The sequence below is a fragment of the Ruminococcus sp. SR1/5 genome (genome assembly GCF_000209835.1).
GTDB lineage: Bacteria > Bacillota > Clostridia > Lachnospirales > Lachnospiraceae > Blautia_A > Blautia_A fusiformis.
The window spans coordinates 2,972,784-2,989,315 of record NC_021014.1 but is presented as its reverse complement, the minus strand read 5'-3'; the positions used below and the strand labels follow the sequence as shown (position 1 = coordinate 2,989,315).

The window sequence follows — 16,532 nt, the reverse complement described above, 5'->3', positions numbered from 1 at the left end:
TCATTTCCTTTCTATAATCTTACCGGTATCGGATCACAGATCTTCATGGAATCTTCCGTGACGGCACAGTCATAGGCCAGGATGTGAACACCGGCATCTGCTGCCGCCTTAAGTGTTTCTCCAAATTCCGGATGTGTCTCCCGATTTGGTTCAAAATACCTTACACCCTTCATCTGGATCACCAGAAGAAGATACGCCTCATAGCCGTCAGTTGCTGCATGCATCAGCTCACAAAGATGCTTGATCCCCCGTTCTGTAGGTGCGTCCGGAAAGCGCACGATATTATTTTCTTCCAGAGTGACGCCTTTTACCTCGATAAAAGCCTTTCGCTTCCCGGATTCCACATACAGGTCAAAACGGGAATTTCCGTATGTCTTTTCTCTCCTGACAGTCACTTTCTCCGGAAAAAGATTTCCGGCCGCCACCCACTCTTCTGCTGCTTTATTTGGGGCCTGGGAATCCATATTGATCCAGCGGCCCTCCTTGTTCACACTGATCAGATCGTATTTCGTTTTCCTGGCAGGATTATCACTCTTTTCCAGGATCACTTCTGCTTCCGGAACAAGAAGTTCCCGGCATCTGCCTGTATTCTTCACATGGACCGTTTCCAGCTGATCCCCGATCTGCACATGAGCGATAAAACGGTTAGGCCTGTCTTTGAATATACCTCTGATCGTATTCTTATAATTCATAGTTTTTCCCTCGTAACCCTTACTATAACATAAAATCTTCAAAAGCGCAGTTGCTTTTTTTCTTTTCTCATATAGAATTATTTTGATAACTGTTCACTGGTAATATTCCGCGAGGTGTTTTTTGTGAGCGAAGGTCACAGAAAACCCGAGACATACCGCGCGAATTTATGCGATTAGCATAAATTCTGTGCATCGCGAAGCGTATTGCTGAGAACGGAGTGAACAGTAACTTGTTTTGTACTATGTCCAGTACAAAGGGTTGCTTTTTTTACATATCATAGTTTTTTGGGGAGGTTTTTCTGATGGACAGTATTATTTTTGATGTTGACGGTACGCTCTGGGATTCCACCGGGATCGTAGCTGAGGCCTGGAGTGATTACCTTATCCATACGGAGCACATGGATACCGATGTAAGCGCCAAACGACTGATGGGGCTTTTTGGCCAGCTGCTGCCGGATATTGCAAAGGCTCTTTTCCCTGAGCTTCCGGAAGCAGAACAGCTTCGTATCATCGACGGCTGCTGCCAGGCAGAGCACGAGGCACTGCTTCGCAAATGTGCTCCGTTGTATCCGGATCTTGAGGAAACACTGAAGATTCTTTCCAGCCGTTTTCCTCTTTTTATCGTCAGTAACTGCCAGGCCGGATATATTGAAGTGTTCCTGAAATCCACAGGCTTCGGACACTATTTCAAGGGCCATCTCTGTCCCGGCGACACCGGCATGGCCAAAGCGGAAAATATCATGAAGATCCGCGAGGATAATAATCTTTCCGATCCGGTTTATATCGGTGATACTTTAGGAGACTTTAATGCCTGCCGGAAAGCAGGAGTTCCTTTTATCTTTGCTGAATACGGCTTCGGGCAGGTGGATAAACCGGATTACCGGATCACCAGGCCTTTTGACCTTACGGAGATATGCAGATGAGTATGAAAAAATCAAAATCCATAGACCTTACTTCCGGTCCGATCCTGAAAACGCTTTCAGAGCTTGCTCTTCCTATCATGGCATCTTCCCTTCTTGGAACTGCCTATAATATCACAGATATGGCCTGGATCGGGCTTCTGGGCTCCAAGGCAGTTGCCGGTGTCGGTGTGGGCGGCATGTATGTGTGGCTTTCCCAGGGACTGGTAGCCCTTCCGAGAATGGGCGGACAGGTAAACACAGCACAGTCCTGCGGCCGGAAGGATTATAAAGAGGCACGTTCCTACGCGGCCAGTGCCCTGCAGATGACCATTCTGTTCGGTCTTTTATTTTCTGCAGCAAGTATTATATTTCTTGATCCTCTGATCGGATTTTTTAATCTGACAGACCCGGAAGCATATTCTTCTGCCAGATCTTATATGCTGATCACCTGCGGACTGATCATTTTTTCCTTCCTGAACCTGACTCTCACCGGACTTTTTACAGCCCAGGGAGATTCCAGGTCTCCGCTGATGGCCAATTTTCTTGGACTTGTGGGAAATATGCTCCTGGATCCGCTCCTGATCCTTGGCATTGGACCTTTTCCACGGCTTGAAACGGCAGGTGCTGCCATTGCCACAGTAACTGCACAGTTCCTGGTTTTTGCAGTGCTGGTTTTCCGGATCTTTACTTCCGGGCTGGAAACAAATGTACTTCGTGAACTTCATCTTTTTTCACGTTTTCCGAGAAAATTTTATAAAAATATCTTCCGCATTGGTTTTCCAACCGCTATCCAGAGCATGCTCTACTGTATGATCTCCATGGTACTGACCAGAATGGTTTCCGCCTTCGGTGCTGCTGCCATTGCTGTCCAGCGTGTGGGCGGACAGATCGAATCCGTTTCCTGGAACACCGCGGACGGCTTTGCCTCTGCCTTAAATGCTTTTACCGCACAGAATTTCGGTGCAAAAAAATACGACCGCATCCGCCAGGGCTACCGTATTTCCTTTGGTATCCTGACAATCTGGGGCCTTATCATAACTGCAGCCTTTGTGCTGCTCCCACGCCCGATCTCCGGACTGTTTTTCCATGATCCGGAATCCCTTGGGATTTCTGTAAATTACCTGATCATCATCGGCTTCTGTGAGGCTTTCATGGCCATTGAGCTGATGACCATCGGTGCACTGTCCGGCCTTGGTATGACCAAGCTCTGCAGTATCATCAGTATTATCCTGACAGGGGCCAGAATCCCGCTTGCCATGCTGCTGACTCATGCGGGAATGGGACTCAATGGTATCTGGTGGGCACTTTCCCTTACTTCTATCGTAAAGGGAATCATCTTTACTCTGACATTCCGGCAGACCAGCCGAACGAAATTAAACTAAATACAGACAGAAAAACTCCCCGCGGATACCGGAGCCTGATCAGACAGGTTACCGTTTCACGGGGAGTTCTGCTTTTTTACCTAAAGGATAGTTCTGATACTTCTGATCATTTTTTGATACATTTTGTTCTGAGTACAAACAGAAATACCGCAAGTATCACAAACAGAATTACTACATAGGCGATCTTTGCTGCTACACTTGTGGTGAATGCGTCAACTCCTGTAGCCACTCCGATAAGTATCAGACAGATTCCTGAAACCTTTTCCATTTTTTTCTCATCATACTTCTGGGCTCTGGCCTGTGTGTTTCCGCCTTTCATAAAAAAGGAACCGTGTCCGGTAAAAAGCATAAATCCTACTACCAGTGCTGCGATTGTAAGTATAAAGCTGAATGACTGATCAAACATAATGTTTTCCTCCTGCTAAAGAACAGGAGCCACACACCGGATCACCGGCTGGCTCCTGTTTGTTTTTGACTACAGCTCCGATCAATAGAAACAGACGATCGGAACATTATACTGGATAATGTTGTAAAGCTCTCCCGCTTTATCCGGCGGCATATTGATACAGCCGTGGGAACCTCCGGTTAGATACCGATCGCCTCCAAAATACGGCTGCCAGTCTGCATCATGGAATCCAATGCCTCCGTTAAACGGCATCCAGTAGGTTACCGGCTGTTCATAGGAATAGGTTCCGTCTGGTTTCTTGGTGCCACGTAACACATCCGGGCTCTTCTTATAGTACAAGGTGAAGATTCCAGGAGGTGTTTTTCTCTTGGGATCACTTGCAAGTCCGGATACGATATCTGATTCAAAGATCACATTTCCATCCTGATAATACCACATATACTGTTCTGTAAGGTCCACTTCAATGTAGGTATTTCCCAGATCATTCACACCATAGGAATTGGCTCTCATGGAATAAACCGGCTCTCTGGTCGTCTGAGCTCCGGACTGGATCTCCTGGGTAAGCTGTGCCACCTCTCCGTCCTGATCGATCTTCCAGCCATATGCAGAACCGGAAACCGAAACAGTTCTTCCGCTTGTTGTCTGGAACTGACGCTCTGTACCTACTGTATCATGATCCGCTGCAAGCTGTGCCACATAATCCACGATATGCTGTTTGAAGGATGCATCATCCTGGATCAGCTGGCCCTTTTCGTCAAACTGCAGCCAGTTCTTGATGGTGCTTCCATCAAGTGTTACTGTCTCATCTCCAAATGTGTAGGTGATGCTTGCCCTCGCAAAGTTATTATATGCATCCACCGTTGCCTGCAGATCTGCACTGTCGCTGGTCACATCTGCTTTCACATAAGCATCCGGGTTACTGCCAAGATCTACTTCCCCGTCATCGCTGCTGATAGCATCACTGATCATCTGATAGGCTTCTTTTACCTTCAGTTCACTTCCCACTGTCTCCGGCACGATCGTAAACTCGGAATCATTAAAGCTTACATACGCATTCTCCGGTGCTACCTGATTCTCTTTCTGGGCACAGTTCAGTGCTTTCACTTCTGACTCCAGCTTTGACTTGTCAAAAGCTGTCTGCTCACTGGCTGTGTAAGTCGTCTTTTCAAAAAATCCTCTCACCCATTCATAGGGCTTCTGCGCTTTCAAAAGCTTCAGAACTTCACCACTGGATATATAACGATAACTGATATCCGTTCCTTCTATAGTCTGCGGTTCCTGATCTCTGGCCTTTACCTGGATGGAATAGCCTTCCATTTTTTTGCGATCTCCTGCTCAACCTCATATGCAGTCCTGTTGGAGCTGTCGATCCCGTTAATCGTTGTGCCCTCAAAGAAATGACTGGTGTAATAATAAGATACTCCTGCATATGCACAGCCTGCCACTACCAAAACCATGGCGGCGATCATTCCGGTCACCTTCAGTGCCTTATGCTTTTTCTTTTCGGGTATAACGATAGGTTCAAATTCAGATTCATCGATAGGTACGTAGGTGATCTTCCTTGGCCTTGCTGATTTCGAAGGTCTTGCCGACTTGTGAGCAGCTGATCTGTTATTTTTATTTTCAGGCTGAGGCTCTCCTGCAGTATCACTGACGATCTTTGCCATGGCATCATTGATCCTGTCCTCGATATCCCTCTTTTCATCGTTGCTCATATTTATTCACCTCTATGTTCATGTGCCTTCAAAAAAGGCATCTTTCCATTGATACTTTCTGGTCTTACTCACCAGCTTTTTCATTATATCATACTTTCCGGAAATTGCATCTCATTTCACGGTTTTTTATAACTTATTTGTACCGTACAGCTTCCGCGCCATATCTTTCATAACATAGACGTACATTACCCAAAGGAGCACTGACGCAAAGATCCAGGCCACCGGACTTGCAAGACAGGTACCGATATAGCTACTTTTTCCGGCTGCAATGGTAGCGGTGATCCCTCTTCCTGCAAGCTCAGCTACACCGGCCATCATAGGAAGAAGACCATATCCCATTCCCTGGATCCCGTTTCGCAGTACATTGACAAAATACAGAGGAATAAAAAACAGTGCCACACATTTTACATAGATTGCTACCATAGGAAGCACTTCTTCAATGTTATCTGAGATAAACAGATATGCGAAATATTTTCCCGCAAAGAACAGAAAACTGCCAACAACAACAGAATATACAATTCCTATAAAATGCGAAGCCCGGAAGCCTTCCCGCACTCTCTCAAGCTTTCCGGCTCCGATATTCTGTGCATTGTAGGTAGCGCTGGCAGTTCCCTGTGCCACATATGCCTGGGTGAAGATCTGCTCGATCTTACTTCCTGCTGTAAACGCCGCCACCGCATAAGAGCCAAGCATATTTAAGGCTGACTGTACCATCATGGTTCCGATCGCCGTAATGGAATACTGCAGTCCCATTGGGATTCCCACACCGATCTGCTTGGCTGCGAGGTTACGTCTAAAATACCAGTCTTCTTTTTTCATACGAAGCTCCGGCACAAACTTCCAGATATATACCAGACATAAGACTCCTGAAACTCCCTGGGAAATAATGGTAGCCCAGGCTGCTCCAGGCGCTCCCAGCTTAAACACGATGATAAATACAAGGTCAAGCACAATATTCAGCATTGCAGATAAGATCAGAAAATACAGTGGTACCTTACTGTTTCCCAGTGCACGGAGGATACTGGCCAGGATATTATATAATGCCTGGGCAAAAATCCCTCCGCAGATGATCATAACGTAAGCATATGCATCCTTGAAAATATCATCCGGCGTATGCATAAATTTCAGAAGTGCATGCATACCTGTCATGCTGACTGCTGTCATCACTGCCGAGACCAGCGCTGTCAGGATCAGTGCATTGCCCACGGTCTGACGCATCTCATCCATTTTTCCCGCACCGTACTTCTGTGCAGTCAGTACGGTAAAACCGGCAGTAAGTCCCAGAAGAAAGCCTATGATCAAAAAGATGATAGTTCCTGTTGAGCCAACTGCCGCCAGTGCCTTTGTTCCTACAAATTTTCCTACAACCACCGCATCTACCATATTGTAGAACTGCTGAAATACATTACCAATAAATACCGGGATCGTAAATCCCAGGAGCACTTTTACCGGTTTTCCCTGTGTCATGTCTGTTTTCATGAAATCTTTTTCCCCCCATTTAATTTGATCGTTCCTAAACTTTGTGCTGCTTTTTGTTATTCTTTTTATTATTCTTTCTGTAACTTTACAGTTGCTCAAAAGTTACCTGTTTTTATGTATCAGAGGGATTATAGTTGAAATGGAATGATTTTACAAGATGATTTTGAAATTTTTTTTCATGTGTGAAAACAGAAACAATCGGATGAAAAAATCCCGGCAGATCCGTAAAAATCTGCCGGGATTCCGTGAATCTTATTTATTTCTCAACAAGAAGAGACTCTCCTGTCATTTCCTTCGGCTGCTCCATACCCATAAGCTGGATCAGAGTCGGAACGATATCTGCAAGACATCCGTTCTCACGAAGTGTGTATTTCGGATCTGCGTTTACAAGGATAAACGGTACCGGATTAGTTGTATGAGCTGTCCATGGCTCACCTGTTTCATAATTTACAAGCTGCTCTGCGTTACCATGGTCAGCGCAGATAAAGAGCTGTCCGTCAACCTCTTTGATTGCCTCTACAGCCTTACCAACACACGCATCAACAGTCTCAACAGCCTTGATCGCAGCTGCCTCAACACCTGTATGGCCAACCATATCCGGGTTCGCAAAGTTGATGATGATCACATCATATTTGTCAGATTTGATCGCCTCTACAAGCTTTTCACAAACCTCCGGTGCACTCATCTCCGGCTGCATATCGTAGGTCGGAACCTTCGGGGATTTTACAAGGATTCTATCCTCTCCTTTGTTTGGCTCCTCAACACCACCGTTGAAGAAGAATGTAACATGTGCATATTTCTCTGTCTCGGCGATACGTGCCTGTGTCATATCGTGAGCTGCAAGGTACTCACCAAAGGTATTGTGAAGAAGAACCTTGTGGAATGCTACCAGCTTATTCTGGATGGTATCATCATACTCTGTGAAGCATACGAATGTGGTATCCAGTCTCTTTGCTCTCTCAAAGCCCTTAAAATCGTCATCACAGAAAGCTCTTGTGATCTCTCTTGCACGGTCCGGACGGAAGTTGAAGAATACAACGGAATCCTTATCGGAAATAGTTGCAACCGGTTTGCCGTCTTTCTCGATAACAGTCGGAAGCACAAATTCATCTGTCTTGTCATCATCATAGGAAGCCTGAACTGCTGCTGCAGCATCTGTTCCCTTTACGCCTTCGCCCTGTGTAAGAGCTTTATATGCAAGCTCAACACGATCCCAGCGGTTATCACGATCCATTGCATAATAACGTCCGGAGATCACACCGATCTCACCAACGCCGATCTCTTTCATTTTAGCTTCCAGCTGCTCTACAAACTCTTTACCGGATGCAGGCGGTGTGTCACGTCCATCCAGGAAGCAGTGTACGTAAACTTTCTTGAGTCCCTCTCTCTTTGCCATCTCAAGAAGTCCGTAGAGATGTGTATTGTGGCTGTGTACGCCACCGTCAGAAAGAAGTCCCATAAAATGAATCGCGGAATCGTTGTCTTTTGCATTCTTCATAGCAGAAAGAAGTGCCTCATTCTTGAAGAAATCGCCGTCCTGGATCTCTTTTGTGATCCTTGTAAGCTCCTGGTATACGATACGGCCTGCGCCCATGTTCATATGACCAACCTCGGAGTTACCCATCTGTCCGTCCGGAAGACCTACCGCAAGACCGCTGGCATTGCCTTTTACAAACGGATAATCTTTCATGAGTCCGTCCATAACCGGTGTTTTTGCCTCATATACAGCATTTCCGTCATGTCTGTCATTGAGTCCGTATCCATCAAGGATCATTAAAACTGTTGGTTTTTTGCTCATAATTTTCCCCTTCTTATCTTTGATCGAAAATCTGTCCGGCACAGCTCTTCACTGATTCTGAAACCCTCTGTACCATTCAGGATTCTTTTGTTTTCCATTTTATATAGTACCAAAATCCAGAAATTTTGCAACGTTTTCTTTGACAAAAATTTGTCTGTTTTCAATTTCCCGACAACTGATACGGCTGATCTGTAAATTTACGCGAAAGATATTATTTCTGGTATACACGGATCATAGAAGAAATCTTTCTTACAGATGCGCTGTTTTCCAGTTCTTCCTTAACCTTAAAGAAAGCGCCCTCGCTTACAAGTTTGGTGATCACAACAACCTCTGCGGTATCCGGTCTCTTGCTTTCTTTCTGCATGATCTGTGCCACGCTTGCCTGATATTTTGCAAAATGCTCCAGGATTTCAGCCAGCACACCGCAGCGGTCCTCTACCTGCAGGCGGAGGAAATAACGGTTATGGGTATCTGCCATATTTTTTACCGGAAGTGTCTTATAGCAGGTGCAGCCTACTCTTCCGCAGCAATCTGCCTTCATATTACGGACTACCTCAAATACATCACCGGCAACCGCACTTGCTGTAGGAAGCTCACCTGCTCCACGTCCGTAGAACATGGTATCTCCTACTGCATCTCCGTGTACAAAAACCGCATTATAAGAATCATTGACGGATGCAAGGGGATGCTCTGCCGGGATCAGCATCGGGCAGACATAGGCCTCAACGCCGTCCTCCTGACAGCGTGCAACACCCAGAAGCTTGATCTCGCAGCCCATTTCTTTTGCGTAACGGATATCCTTTGCCGTGATCTTTGTGATTCCTTCTATATGAACATTATCAAGGGTAACTCTGGAATTAAAGGCAACTGATGCAAGGATGGCAACCTTTCTTCCAGCATCAATTCCCTCGATATCTGCAGTAGGATCTGCCTCTGCATATCCAAGTTCTGTAGCAAGAGCAAGAGCATCTGAAAATTCCATTCCCTCCTGGGACATCTTGGTAAGGATAAAGTTCGTAGTTCCGTTTACGATTCCCATAACTTCCGTTACATGGTTGGCCTCAAGACTGTTCTTCAACGGGCTGATGATCGGGATTCCTCCGGCAACTGCTGCCTCAAACAGAAAATCCTTCTGCGCTGCCCTGGCAGTTTCCAGGATCTCTTTTCCGTGGACTGCGATCAGATCCTTGTTTGCAGTTACAACGTTCTTGCCAGCTTTCAGTGCTGCAAGGATATAAGTACGTGCCGGCTCGATCCCGCCGATCAGCTCGATCACAATATCAATGGAAGGATCTCCCTCAATATCTGCCCAGTCTGTTGTAAGAACAGAAGGATCGTCTACCTTCCCGGACGCTTTCTCAAGGTTACGCACCAGGATCTTTGTGATCTTTACCTGGCATCCAAGCTTGGCTGTCATTTCCTGCTCCTGGCTTTTGATCACTTTATATACACCGGTTCCTACTGTTCCGAGACCAAGAAGGGCCGCATTTACGACTTTTTCGTTCATTTTCTGATGTCCCCTTTCCGTTTTTTCCAATTTTTATCAAAGTAACTCCTATGTTATGGCAGAAAACGCTTTTTGTCAAGTTCCGGCAGAGGAAGTAATTCCAGCCAGCTGCCAAAAAAGTCCGGTGATCAGTTCCTGCACCATAGCTTTTGACTGTGGATCCAGTTTATCCAGCTGGCGCACCATGGCAGCCAGACTTTTCAGACCACCTTCCTGGATTTGGGAAATGGTATCTGCTCCGGTTGCTTCCAACACAGAAAAGAGTTCCCCGATGAGATGCTCTCTCTGTTTTTCATCCATATGGTCGATCCATTTATGAAGACTTCGATCTGACGCCGCAGCTCTTCTTGTCAAACTTTCTTTCTCTATAAAGGATGGCCCCATTACCTCCCAGGTAAAAGCATCATGCTGCAGGATCCCCTTCTGTGTACTGGCTACAATCCGCGGATCTTTCTGGTGGCTGAGCAGCATACCGATCACAGATGCCTCGGGAATGATACGAGTGACTTTTGGCAAAACCCTTTCCACTCTTCCGGGACTGAAAAATCCTTCCGGGAAACCCGGGCCATCATTATCATAGACAGAAAGAAGCTTTTCCTGCAGGATGTCACTGCACTGCATCGCTGCATACATAGCCAGATTTCCGCCTTTGGAATGACCGCCGATCCGCAGCATGGACTGTATATAAGTTCCATGCGTTTCCAGATATCCCAACGCCTTTCTGTGCGAAGGAACAACTCCGTTGCTTAAGTTAAAATCCTCCTTCCATCCCACAATGGTATCATCGGTTCCCCGAAAGGAAATATATGTGGTTCCATCATCCAGTCCTATAGTCACTGCCGCAAACTGCTGAGCCTGACTGGAAAGGATTTCATTGACAAAGCCTCCTACTGTACATTTCCGGAATCTCTCCGCACAGGCCATTTTTTCAAGGAGCACCGGTGTATTCTGCAGAAATGCACTTTCTGCTTTCAGATCCTTCTTCATTTCCCGTCTGGAAAAAGCCGCAAAGAGTTCTTCTACAGAAAGAGTATTTCCGTTTTTACTTCTGCCCTCTCATCCAGATCAAGATAGGAAAAACACGCCAGTATCAGATTGTCAACTTCATTAAAGGGTGACTGCTCAAAGGTAAGATCTCCTCTCCAGTCAAGATAATCCAGAATATTCCCCATAAAATCCTCCGCAAATGATCATATAAGCGTCTTACGCACAGCTGCAGGCTTTCTTTCTATTATAATACGTAACGGCTGCATCACAGCACAGCCATCTGATGCGTTTCTGCCGTTATCAGATAACCGTTTTCTGAAACGACATACCCTGCCAGATATTTATTGTTATCATACCATAAATCCTGATCATTTGCTCCTTTCATCCATTTTTTTCTGAGATAAAGGATGTAATGAATGCAGCCGCAGGTAAAAGCTGGAAACAGTATCGACAGGCCTGCTGCTGACATCATATAGATCACTGCCCCTTTTCCGTCATCCGGTGTTCCTGCCACAAAGCAGTAGAACATGGTAGCTGAAAAATACAGTGTGATCACCACTGAAATTAAGATTTTAAAAAACTTCCTCATTGCTTCTCCTTTCTGTAGTGTCGATATAAGGACACTGTTGTGATTCCAATTTTACCTTCATAATAAGATTAATTCAAGGATGAATCGGACAGGATATATATATGATAAAATATGACAGATTTTGGGTCACGATGAAGGAGCGTGGGATCACTCAGTATGATCTTTATGAACATTACCAGATCACCCGTTCACTTCTGGACAGACTTCGAAAAAATAAAAATGTTGAAATTTATACCATAGACAGGCTGTGTTCCATTCTCCACTGCGAGATCGAGGACATTGTGGAACACGTTCCCGAGCCTGACGAAAGGAACGAACATACAGAAAAAGCTTCAGAGAAAAACAATCCTTACTCTGAAGATAAGAAAAACTCTCTCTGACTGTGATCAGATGCAGCTTTTTTGTTGGCTGTGTTATCCGTGTCAGGGAGAGTTTTTTTGATTTTTTCTATAAGTAGATATAAAAAAAGGGGCCGAAGCCCCTTTTTAAATAGATCTTATTTGTAGTTTACGATCTTTCCGAAATCTGGTTTCAGGGAAGCGCCGCCTACAAGACCGCCGTCGATATCAGCCTGAGCGAATAAGTCAGGAGCTGTTGCAGCGTTTACAGATCCGCCGTACTGGATACGGATCTCTGCTGCTGTAGCGTCATCATAGATCTCAGCGATGCATTTACGGATATCAGCGCAAACTTCCTGAGCCTGCTCTGTTGTAGCTGTCTTACCTGTTCCGATAGCCCAGATCGGCTCGTAAGCGATAACTGCTGTCTTAGCCTGATCAGCTGTAACACCCTGGAATCCAACCTTAACCTGCTGACGGATGAAGTCCATTGTCACGCCCTGCTCTCTCTGAGTAAGTGTCTCACCGCAGCACATGATCGGTGTGATACCATGCTCGAAAGCTTTGAGCATTTTTTTGTTAACGTCTTCGTTTGTCTCACCGAAGTATTCTCTTCTCTCGGAATGTCCAAGTACTACGTACTTAACGCCTGCGTCTACGAGCATAGCAGGAGCGATCTCGCCTGTATAAGCACCTTTCTCCTCGAAGTACATGTTCTCAGCACCAACCTGGATGTTTGTTCCTTTAGCTGCCTCAACAACAGGAATGATGTCGATAGCCGGTACGCAGAATACTACATCAACTTCGTCGTTAACAACAAGCGGTTTTAAAGTCTCAACCAGCTTTACAGCCTCGCTTGGTGTCATGTTCATTTTCCAGTTTCCAGCAATGATTTTCTTTCTTGCCATGGTTTTATCTCCTTTTTGTGTTCTTGGAACACTTTATTTTTTATCAGTCTTTATCGTTAGCTGCTGCTACACCTGGGAGCTCTTTGCCCTCAAGGAACTCAAGAGAAGCACCGCCACCTGTGGAGATGTGTGTCATCTTGTCGCCATATCCGAGGATATTTACAGCTGCTGCAGAATCACCGCCACCGATGATCGTTGTTGCATCTGTCTCAGCAAGAGCTTTGGCAACTGCTTCTGTACCATGAGCGAAGTTCGGCATCTCGAAGCATCCCATCGGTCCGTTCCATACAACAGTCTTGGCATCTTTTACAGCGTCTGCAAAAAGCTTCTCAGTCTCCGGTCCGATATCCATTCCTTCCCATCCGTCCGGGATCTCACCACGTTTTACAACCTGGATGTTGCAGTCATTGGAGAAGTTATCACCGATTCTGTTATCTACAGGAAGAAGAAGCTTCACGCCCTTCTCCTCTGCTTTCTTCATCATGTCGAGAGCATACTGAAGGTAATCATCCTCGCAGAGGGATGTTCCGATATGTCCGCCCATAGCCTTGGAGAATGTATAAGACATACCACCACCGATGATCAGTGTATCTACCTTGTCAAGAAGGTTGTTGATAACAGAGATCTTGCTGGAAACCTTAGCGCCGCCAAGAATTGCTACGAATGGTCTCTCCGGATTGTTTACAGCGTTTCCAAGGAAATCAATCTCTTTCTGCATCAGATATCCTACAACTGCTGTTTTTACATATTTGGTAACACCTACGTTAGAGCAGTGAGCTCTGTGAGCAGTTCCGAATGCATCATTTACAAATACATCACAAAGAGAAGCAAGGTCTTCGCTGAACTTATCTTCATTCTTTGTCTCTTCTGCACGATAACGTGTGTTCTCAAGAAGAACTACATCGCCATCTTTCATCTCTGCTACAGCAGCTTTTGCGTTCGGTCCTACTACCTCAGGATCTGCTGCAAATTTTACTTCCTGGCCAAGAAGCTCAGAAAGACGAACTGCTACAGGTGCAAGAGAAAGCTCCGGTTTCGGCTCTCCCTTCGGTTTTCCGAGGTGGGAGCAGAGGATAACCTTTCCGCCGTCTGCGATCAGTTTCTTGATTGTAGGAAGAGCAGCTACAAGACGGTTCTCATCTGTGATCTTTCCATCCTGAAGCGGAACATTGAAGTCGCATCTTACAAGTACTTTCTGTCCTTTTACATTGATATCGTCAACACTTTTTTTGTTCAGCATCTCTATATCTCCTTAACTTTTATTTCTGCAAAAGCAGATGAATAAGGGCGAGCGGTATTGTTGTCCGCTCTGTTAACAGTCATTTCCTCAGACATTTTTTTGTTTGGTCTTTTGAAAAAAAAGGGCCCGGTCCTCTTCAGACCGGACCCTTTCTGAGTCTATTCTTCTACACTCGTTCGCTGAAAATTAAGCGTTCAGAAGGCTTCCGAAATGCTTGATTGTACGAACCATCTGGCTTGTGTAGGAGTTCTCGTTGTCATACCAGGAAACTACCTGAACCTCTGTTGTGCCATTCTCAAGTGGAAGTACCATTGTCTGAGTAGCATCGAAGAGGGAACCAAATCTCATACCAACGATATCGCTGGATACGATCTCATCCTCGTTGTATCCGAAGGACTCGTTAGAAGCTGCTTTCATAGCTGCGTTGATCTGCTCTTTTGTAACATTTCCTTCAACTACTGCTGTAAGGATTGTTGTAGAACCTGTTGGGGTAGGAACACGCTGTGCAGAACCGATAAGTTTGCCGTTAAGCTCTGGGATAACAAGTCCGATAGCTTTAGCAGCACCTGTGCTGTTCGGAACGATATTAACTGCAGCTGCACGGGATCTTCTCAGATCGCCTTTTCTCTGCGGTCCGTCAAGTGTCATCTGATCGCCTGTGTAAGCGTGGATTGTGCACATGATACCGGATTTGATCGGTGCAAGATCGTTAAGAGCCTTAGCCATTGGTGCAAGGCAGTTTGTTGTACAGGAAGCTGCGGAGATGATCTTGTCCTCGTTTGTAAGACCCTGATGGTTTACGTTGTAAACGATTGTCTTAAGGTCGTTTCCAGCCGGAGCGGAAATAACTACGTGCTTAGCACCTGCATCGATATGAGCCTGAGCTTTGTCTTTAGATGTGTAGAAACCTGTGCACTCAAGAACTACGTCTACACCGATTTCTCCCCATGGAAGCTCTGCAGCGTTAGCCTTAGCATAGATTTTGATCTCTTTTCCGTCTACTGTGATGGAATCCTCTCCTGCTGTTACTGTATCTGCAAGAGCATATCTTCCCTGTGTAGAATCATATTTTAATAAGTGAGCAAGCATTTTAGGAGATGTAAGGTCATTGATTGCTACAACCTCGAATCCCTCTGCTCCAAACATCTGACGGAATGCAAGACGACCGATACGTCCAAAACCATTAATTGCAACTTTTACTGCCATGATAAATTCCTCCTATGAATTGAATGGTGATTAAATCGTTCCTTTGTTTGTTAAAGAAACATCAACCTGCTTCATATTGTACCTAATTCCAAACAAAAATTCAAGAGCTATTTATAAAAAAGAACATTAAAATAAATATTAAGAAAATTCCTGAAAAATGTGCTATAATTCTCTGATAGAAAGTTCTGTCCTGCTGATCCCCAAAACAGATATCTATATTCCCGCCGGGAGTTTGACTTTCCCGGCTTCACAGCAGGCAGATACGATCATTGTCACAGAATATAAAGGCTTTAATATGGAGGTACAAAATGGACCAGAAAATTTTATGGGACTGCCATATGCACTCCTCTTTTTCCGCAGATTCCGATACACCAATGGAAGAAATGATCCAGACTGCCGCAGACCAGGGTCTCACGGGAATCTGTTTTACTGAACATTTTGATCCGGATTATCCCGATACTCCGGAAAATCTTGATTTTTCCCTGAACATCCCTGCATACCGCCAGAAACTTGAGAGTCTTGCGGATGCTTTTAAAGACCAGATCCAGGTTAACTTCGGGATCGAGCTTGGACTTCAGCCTCAGCTTGCAGAATCTTTTTCCGATTTTCTGAAAGAAGTTCCCTTTGATTTCGTTATTGGTTCCTCCCATGTGGTGCACGGATACGATCCTTATTATCCTTCTTATTTTGAGGGCCGTAAGGAATCCGCATGCTACATGGAATATTTTGAATCCATCCTGGAAAATATCGCTGCTTTTGACGAGATGGATGTGTACGGACATATCGACTATGTAGTACGTTATGGTCCAAATCAGAACCGTCAGTATTCTTATGGAAGATATAAGGAGATCCTGGACGAGATCCTGCGGACATTGATCCGCAAAAATGTGGGAATCGAGCTGAACACAGGCGGTTATCACTACGGGCTTGGTGAACCGAATCCATGTGTCAATATTATCCGACGTTACCGTGAGCTTGGCGGTGAGATCATCACCATCGGTGCAGATGCCCATACTCCGGATAAGATCGGCTATGCTTTTGACAAGGCGGCTGATGTTCTCCGTGAATGTGGTTTTTCCCATTATGCTGTATTTAAAAACCGCCGTCCTGTTTTTCATAAGCTGTAGCTCTGTTTCTCTCTCCGGTGAGAGAGTTTACATTTTTATACCGAAAATATCATTTTATCTAAGGAGGAACTCTATATGTCAACAAAAAGACTCCAGAAAAAGAAAGCTGCCATGCAGGCAAAAAAAGAAAAGCAGCTGAAAAAAAATACCTCTGCTGCCGGCACCAGTTCCAGTGTTGCCAAATCTGTTGAAAATGCTAAAGCCGAAGTGAAAAAACTTGAAACCGTAAAGAAGGAAACGCTTAAAGTCGAAACCT

General features: G+C 45.3%; 18 protein-coding genes. 5 read left to right on the top strand and 13 right to left on the bottom strand.

Going from position 1 to position 16,532, the window contains the following annotated elements:
- Nucleotides 1-11: 11 nt before the first annotated feature.
- Complete coding sequence (gene sfsA, locus CK1_RS15035) at nt 12-692, bottom strand: DNA/RNA nuclease SfsA (protein ID WP_015527014.1); 681 nt, start codon at nt 690-692, stop codon at nt 12-14.
- Between the two features lie 302 nt (nt 693-994).
- Here sfsA and CK1_RS15030 point away from each other — a divergent pair, with 302 nt between their 5' ends.
- Nucleotides 995-1,615, top strand: a complete 621-nt coding sequence (locus CK1_RS15030) for an HAD family hydrolase (protein WP_015527013.1) — start codon at nt 995-997, stop codon at nt 1,613-1,615.
- Complete coding sequence (locus tag CK1_RS15025) at nt 1,612-2,976, top strand: MATE family efflux transporter (RefSeq protein WP_015527012.1); 1,365 nt, start codon at nt 1,612-1,614, stop codon at nt 2,974-2,976. The genes CK1_RS15030 and CK1_RS15025 overlap by 4 nt, the downstream gene beginning before the upstream one ends.
- A 106-nt stretch (nt 2,977-3,082) precedes the next feature.
- On the opposite strand, the gene CK1_RS15020 is transcribed toward CK1_RS15025, so the two are convergent.
- The 9 genes from CK1_RS15020 to CK1_RS14980 all read right to left on the bottom strand — a co-directional run bounded on the left by CK1_RS15020 (nt 3,083) and on the right by CK1_RS14980 (nt 11,457).
- On the bottom strand, nt 3,083-3,382 hold the full coding sequence (locus tag CK1_RS15020; protein WP_015527011.1) for a DUF3784 domain-containing protein: 300 nt from the start codon (nt 3,380-3,382) through the stop codon (nt 3,083-3,085).
- Nucleotides 3,383-3,463: 81 nt separating this feature from the next.
- The gene (locus CK1_RS15015; RefSeq protein ID WP_015527010.1) at nt 3,464-4,699 is read right to left on the bottom strand and encodes a L,D-transpeptidase family protein; all 1,236 of its coding nucleotides are present in this window, start codon (nt 4,697-4,699) and stop codon (nt 3,464-3,466) included.
- Nucleotides 4,675-5,097: a hypothetical protein gene (locus CK1_RS15010; RefSeq protein ID WP_015527009.1), complete on the bottom strand. Its 423-nt coding sequence runs from the start codon at nt 5,095-5,097 to the stop codon at nt 4,675-4,677. The genes CK1_RS15015 and CK1_RS15010 overlap by 25 nt, the downstream gene beginning before the upstream one ends.
- Nucleotides 5,098-5,223: 126 nt before the next feature.
- Nucleotides 5,224-6,576, bottom strand: coding sequence for an MATE family efflux transporter (locus tag CK1_RS15005; RefSeq protein WP_015527008.1), 1,353 nt, complete (start codon nt 6,574-6,576; stop codon nt 5,224-5,226).
- Nucleotides 6,577-6,832: 256 nt separating this feature from the next.
- On the bottom strand, nt 6,833-8,374 hold the full coding sequence (gene gpmI, locus CK1_RS15000; RefSeq protein WP_015527007.1) for a 2,3-bisphosphoglycerate-independent phosphoglycerate mutase: 1,542 nt from the start codon (nt 8,372-8,374) through the stop codon (nt 6,833-6,835).
- A 211-nt stretch (nt 8,375-8,585) separates the two neighbouring features.
- The gene (locus CK1_RS14995; RefSeq protein WP_021652282.1) at nt 8,586-9,881 is read right to left on the bottom strand and encodes a homoserine dehydrogenase; all 1,296 of its coding nucleotides are present in this window, start codon (nt 9,879-9,881) and stop codon (nt 8,586-8,588) included.
- 75 nt (nt 9,882-9,956) lie between these two features.
- A complete protein-coding gene (locus tag CK1_RS14990) occupies nt 9,957-10,868 on the bottom strand; it encodes an Mbeg1-like protein (protein WP_015527005.1) in 912 nt (303 codons plus the stop codon).
- 32 nt (nt 10,869-10,900) lie between these two features.
- Nucleotides 10,901-11,053, bottom strand: a complete 153-nt coding sequence (locus CK1_RS14985) for a hypothetical protein (RefSeq protein WP_015527004.1) — start codon at nt 11,051-11,053, stop codon at nt 10,901-10,903.
- An 80-nt stretch (nt 11,054-11,133) separates the two neighbouring features.
- On the bottom strand, nt 11,134-11,457 hold the full coding sequence (locus CK1_RS14980; protein ID WP_015527003.1) for a hypothetical protein: 324 nt from the start codon (nt 11,455-11,457) through the stop codon (nt 11,134-11,136).
- 101 nt (nt 11,458-11,558) lie between these two features.
- Between CK1_RS14980 and CK1_RS14975 the strand changes: the two genes are divergently transcribed.
- Nucleotides 11,559-11,837, top strand: coding sequence for a helix-turn-helix domain-containing protein (locus CK1_RS14975; RefSeq protein WP_015527002.1), 279 nt, complete (start codon nt 11,559-11,561; stop codon nt 11,835-11,837).
- Nucleotides 11,838-11,953: 116 nt separating this feature from the next.
- On the opposite strand, the gene tpiA is transcribed toward CK1_RS14975, so the two are convergent.
- From tpiA to gap, 3 genes are all read right to left on the bottom strand, one after another.
- Entirely contained in the window at nt 11,954-12,703 is a 750-nt protein-coding gene (gene tpiA, locus CK1_RS14970) for a triose-phosphate isomerase (RefSeq protein ID WP_015527001.1), read from the bottom strand.
- A 43-nt stretch (nt 12,704-12,746) separates the two neighbouring features.
- Nucleotides 12,747-13,943: a phosphoglycerate kinase gene (locus tag CK1_RS14965; protein ID WP_015527000.1), complete on the bottom strand. Its 1,197-nt coding sequence runs from the start codon at nt 13,941-13,943 to the stop codon at nt 12,747-12,749.
- Between the two features lie 186 nt (nt 13,944-14,129).
- Nucleotides 14,130-15,149: a type I glyceraldehyde-3-phosphate dehydrogenase gene (gene gap, locus CK1_RS14960; RefSeq protein ID WP_015526999.1), complete on the bottom strand. Its 1,020-nt coding sequence runs from the start codon at nt 15,147-15,149 to the stop codon at nt 14,130-14,132.
- 308 nt (nt 15,150-15,457) lie between these two features.
- Between gap and CK1_RS14955 the strand changes: the two genes are divergently transcribed.
- Both CK1_RS14955 and CK1_RS14950 read left to right on the top strand, forming a co-directional pair.
- The gene (locus CK1_RS14955; RefSeq protein WP_015526998.1) at nt 15,458-16,276 is read left to right on the top strand and encodes a histidinol-phosphatase HisJ family protein; all 819 of its coding nucleotides are present in this window, start codon (nt 15,458-15,460) and stop codon (nt 16,274-16,276) included.
- Between the two features lie 75 nt (nt 16,277-16,351).
- A partial coding sequence (locus CK1_RS14950; RefSeq protein ID WP_306288964.1) for a hypothetical protein occupies nt 16,352-16,532 on the top strand: 181 nt, incomplete at its 3' end.

Bases quoted from the DNA above. Each gene is read 5' to 3' on its own strand.
- sfsA (WP_015527014.1), bottom strand. From the start codon at position 692: ATGAATTATAAGAATACGATCAGAGGTATATTCAAAGACAGGCCTAAC.
- CK1_RS15030 (WP_015527013.1), top strand. From the start codon at position 995: ATGGACAGTATTATTTTTGATGTTGACGGTACGCTCTGGGATTCCACC.
- CK1_RS15025 (WP_015527012.1), top strand. From the start codon at position 1,612: ATGAGTATGAAAAAATCAAAATCCATAGACCTTACTTCCGGTCCGATC.
- CK1_RS15020 (WP_015527011.1), bottom strand. From the start codon at position 3,382: ATGTTTGATCAGTCATTCAGCTTTATACTTACAATCGCAGCACTGGTA.
- CK1_RS15015 (WP_015527010.1), bottom strand. From the start codon at position 4,699: ATGGAAGGCTATTCCATCCAGGTAAAGGCCAGAGATCAGGAACCGCAG.
- CK1_RS15010 (WP_015527009.1), bottom strand. From the start codon at position 5,097: ATGAGCAACGATGAAAAGAGGGATATCGAGGACAGGATCAATGATGCC.
- CK1_RS15005 (WP_015527008.1), bottom strand. From the start codon at position 6,576: ATGAAAACAGACATGACACAGGGAAAACCGGTAAAAGTGCTCCTGGGA.
- gpmI (WP_015527007.1), bottom strand. From the start codon at position 8,374: ATGAGCAAAAAACCAACAGTTTTAATGATCCTTGATGGATACGGACTC.
- CK1_RS14995 (WP_021652282.1), bottom strand. From the start codon at position 9,881: ATGAACGAAAAAGTCGTAAATGCGGCCCTTCTTGGTCTCGGAACAGTA.
- CK1_RS14990 (WP_015527005.1), bottom strand. From the start codon at position 10,868: ATGAAGAAGGATCTGAAAGCAGAAAGTGCATTTCTGCAGAATACACCG.
- CK1_RS14985 (WP_015527004.1), bottom strand. From the start codon at position 11,053: ATGGGGAATATTCTGGATTATCTTGACTGGAGAGGAGATCTTACCTTT.
- CK1_RS14980 (WP_015527003.1), bottom strand. From the start codon at position 11,457: ATGAGGAAGTTTTTTAAAATCTTAATTTCAGTGGTGATCACACTGTAT.
- CK1_RS14975 (WP_015527002.1), top strand. From the start codon at position 11,559: ATGATAAAATATGACAGATTTTGGGTCACGATGAAGGAGCGTGGGATC.
- tpiA (WP_015527001.1), bottom strand. From the start codon at position 12,703: ATGGCAAGAAAGAAAATCATTGCTGGAAACTGGAAAATGAACATGACA.
- CK1_RS14965 (WP_015527000.1), bottom strand. From the start codon at position 13,943: ATGCTGAACAAAAAAAGTGTTGACGATATCAATGTAAAAGGACAGAAA.
- gap (WP_015526999.1), bottom strand. From the start codon at position 15,149: ATGGCAGTAAAAGTTGCAATTAATGGTTTTGGACGTATCGGTCGTCTT.
- CK1_RS14955 (WP_015526998.1), top strand. From the start codon at position 15,458: ATGGACCAGAAAATTTTATGGGACTGCCATATGCACTCCTCTTTTTCC.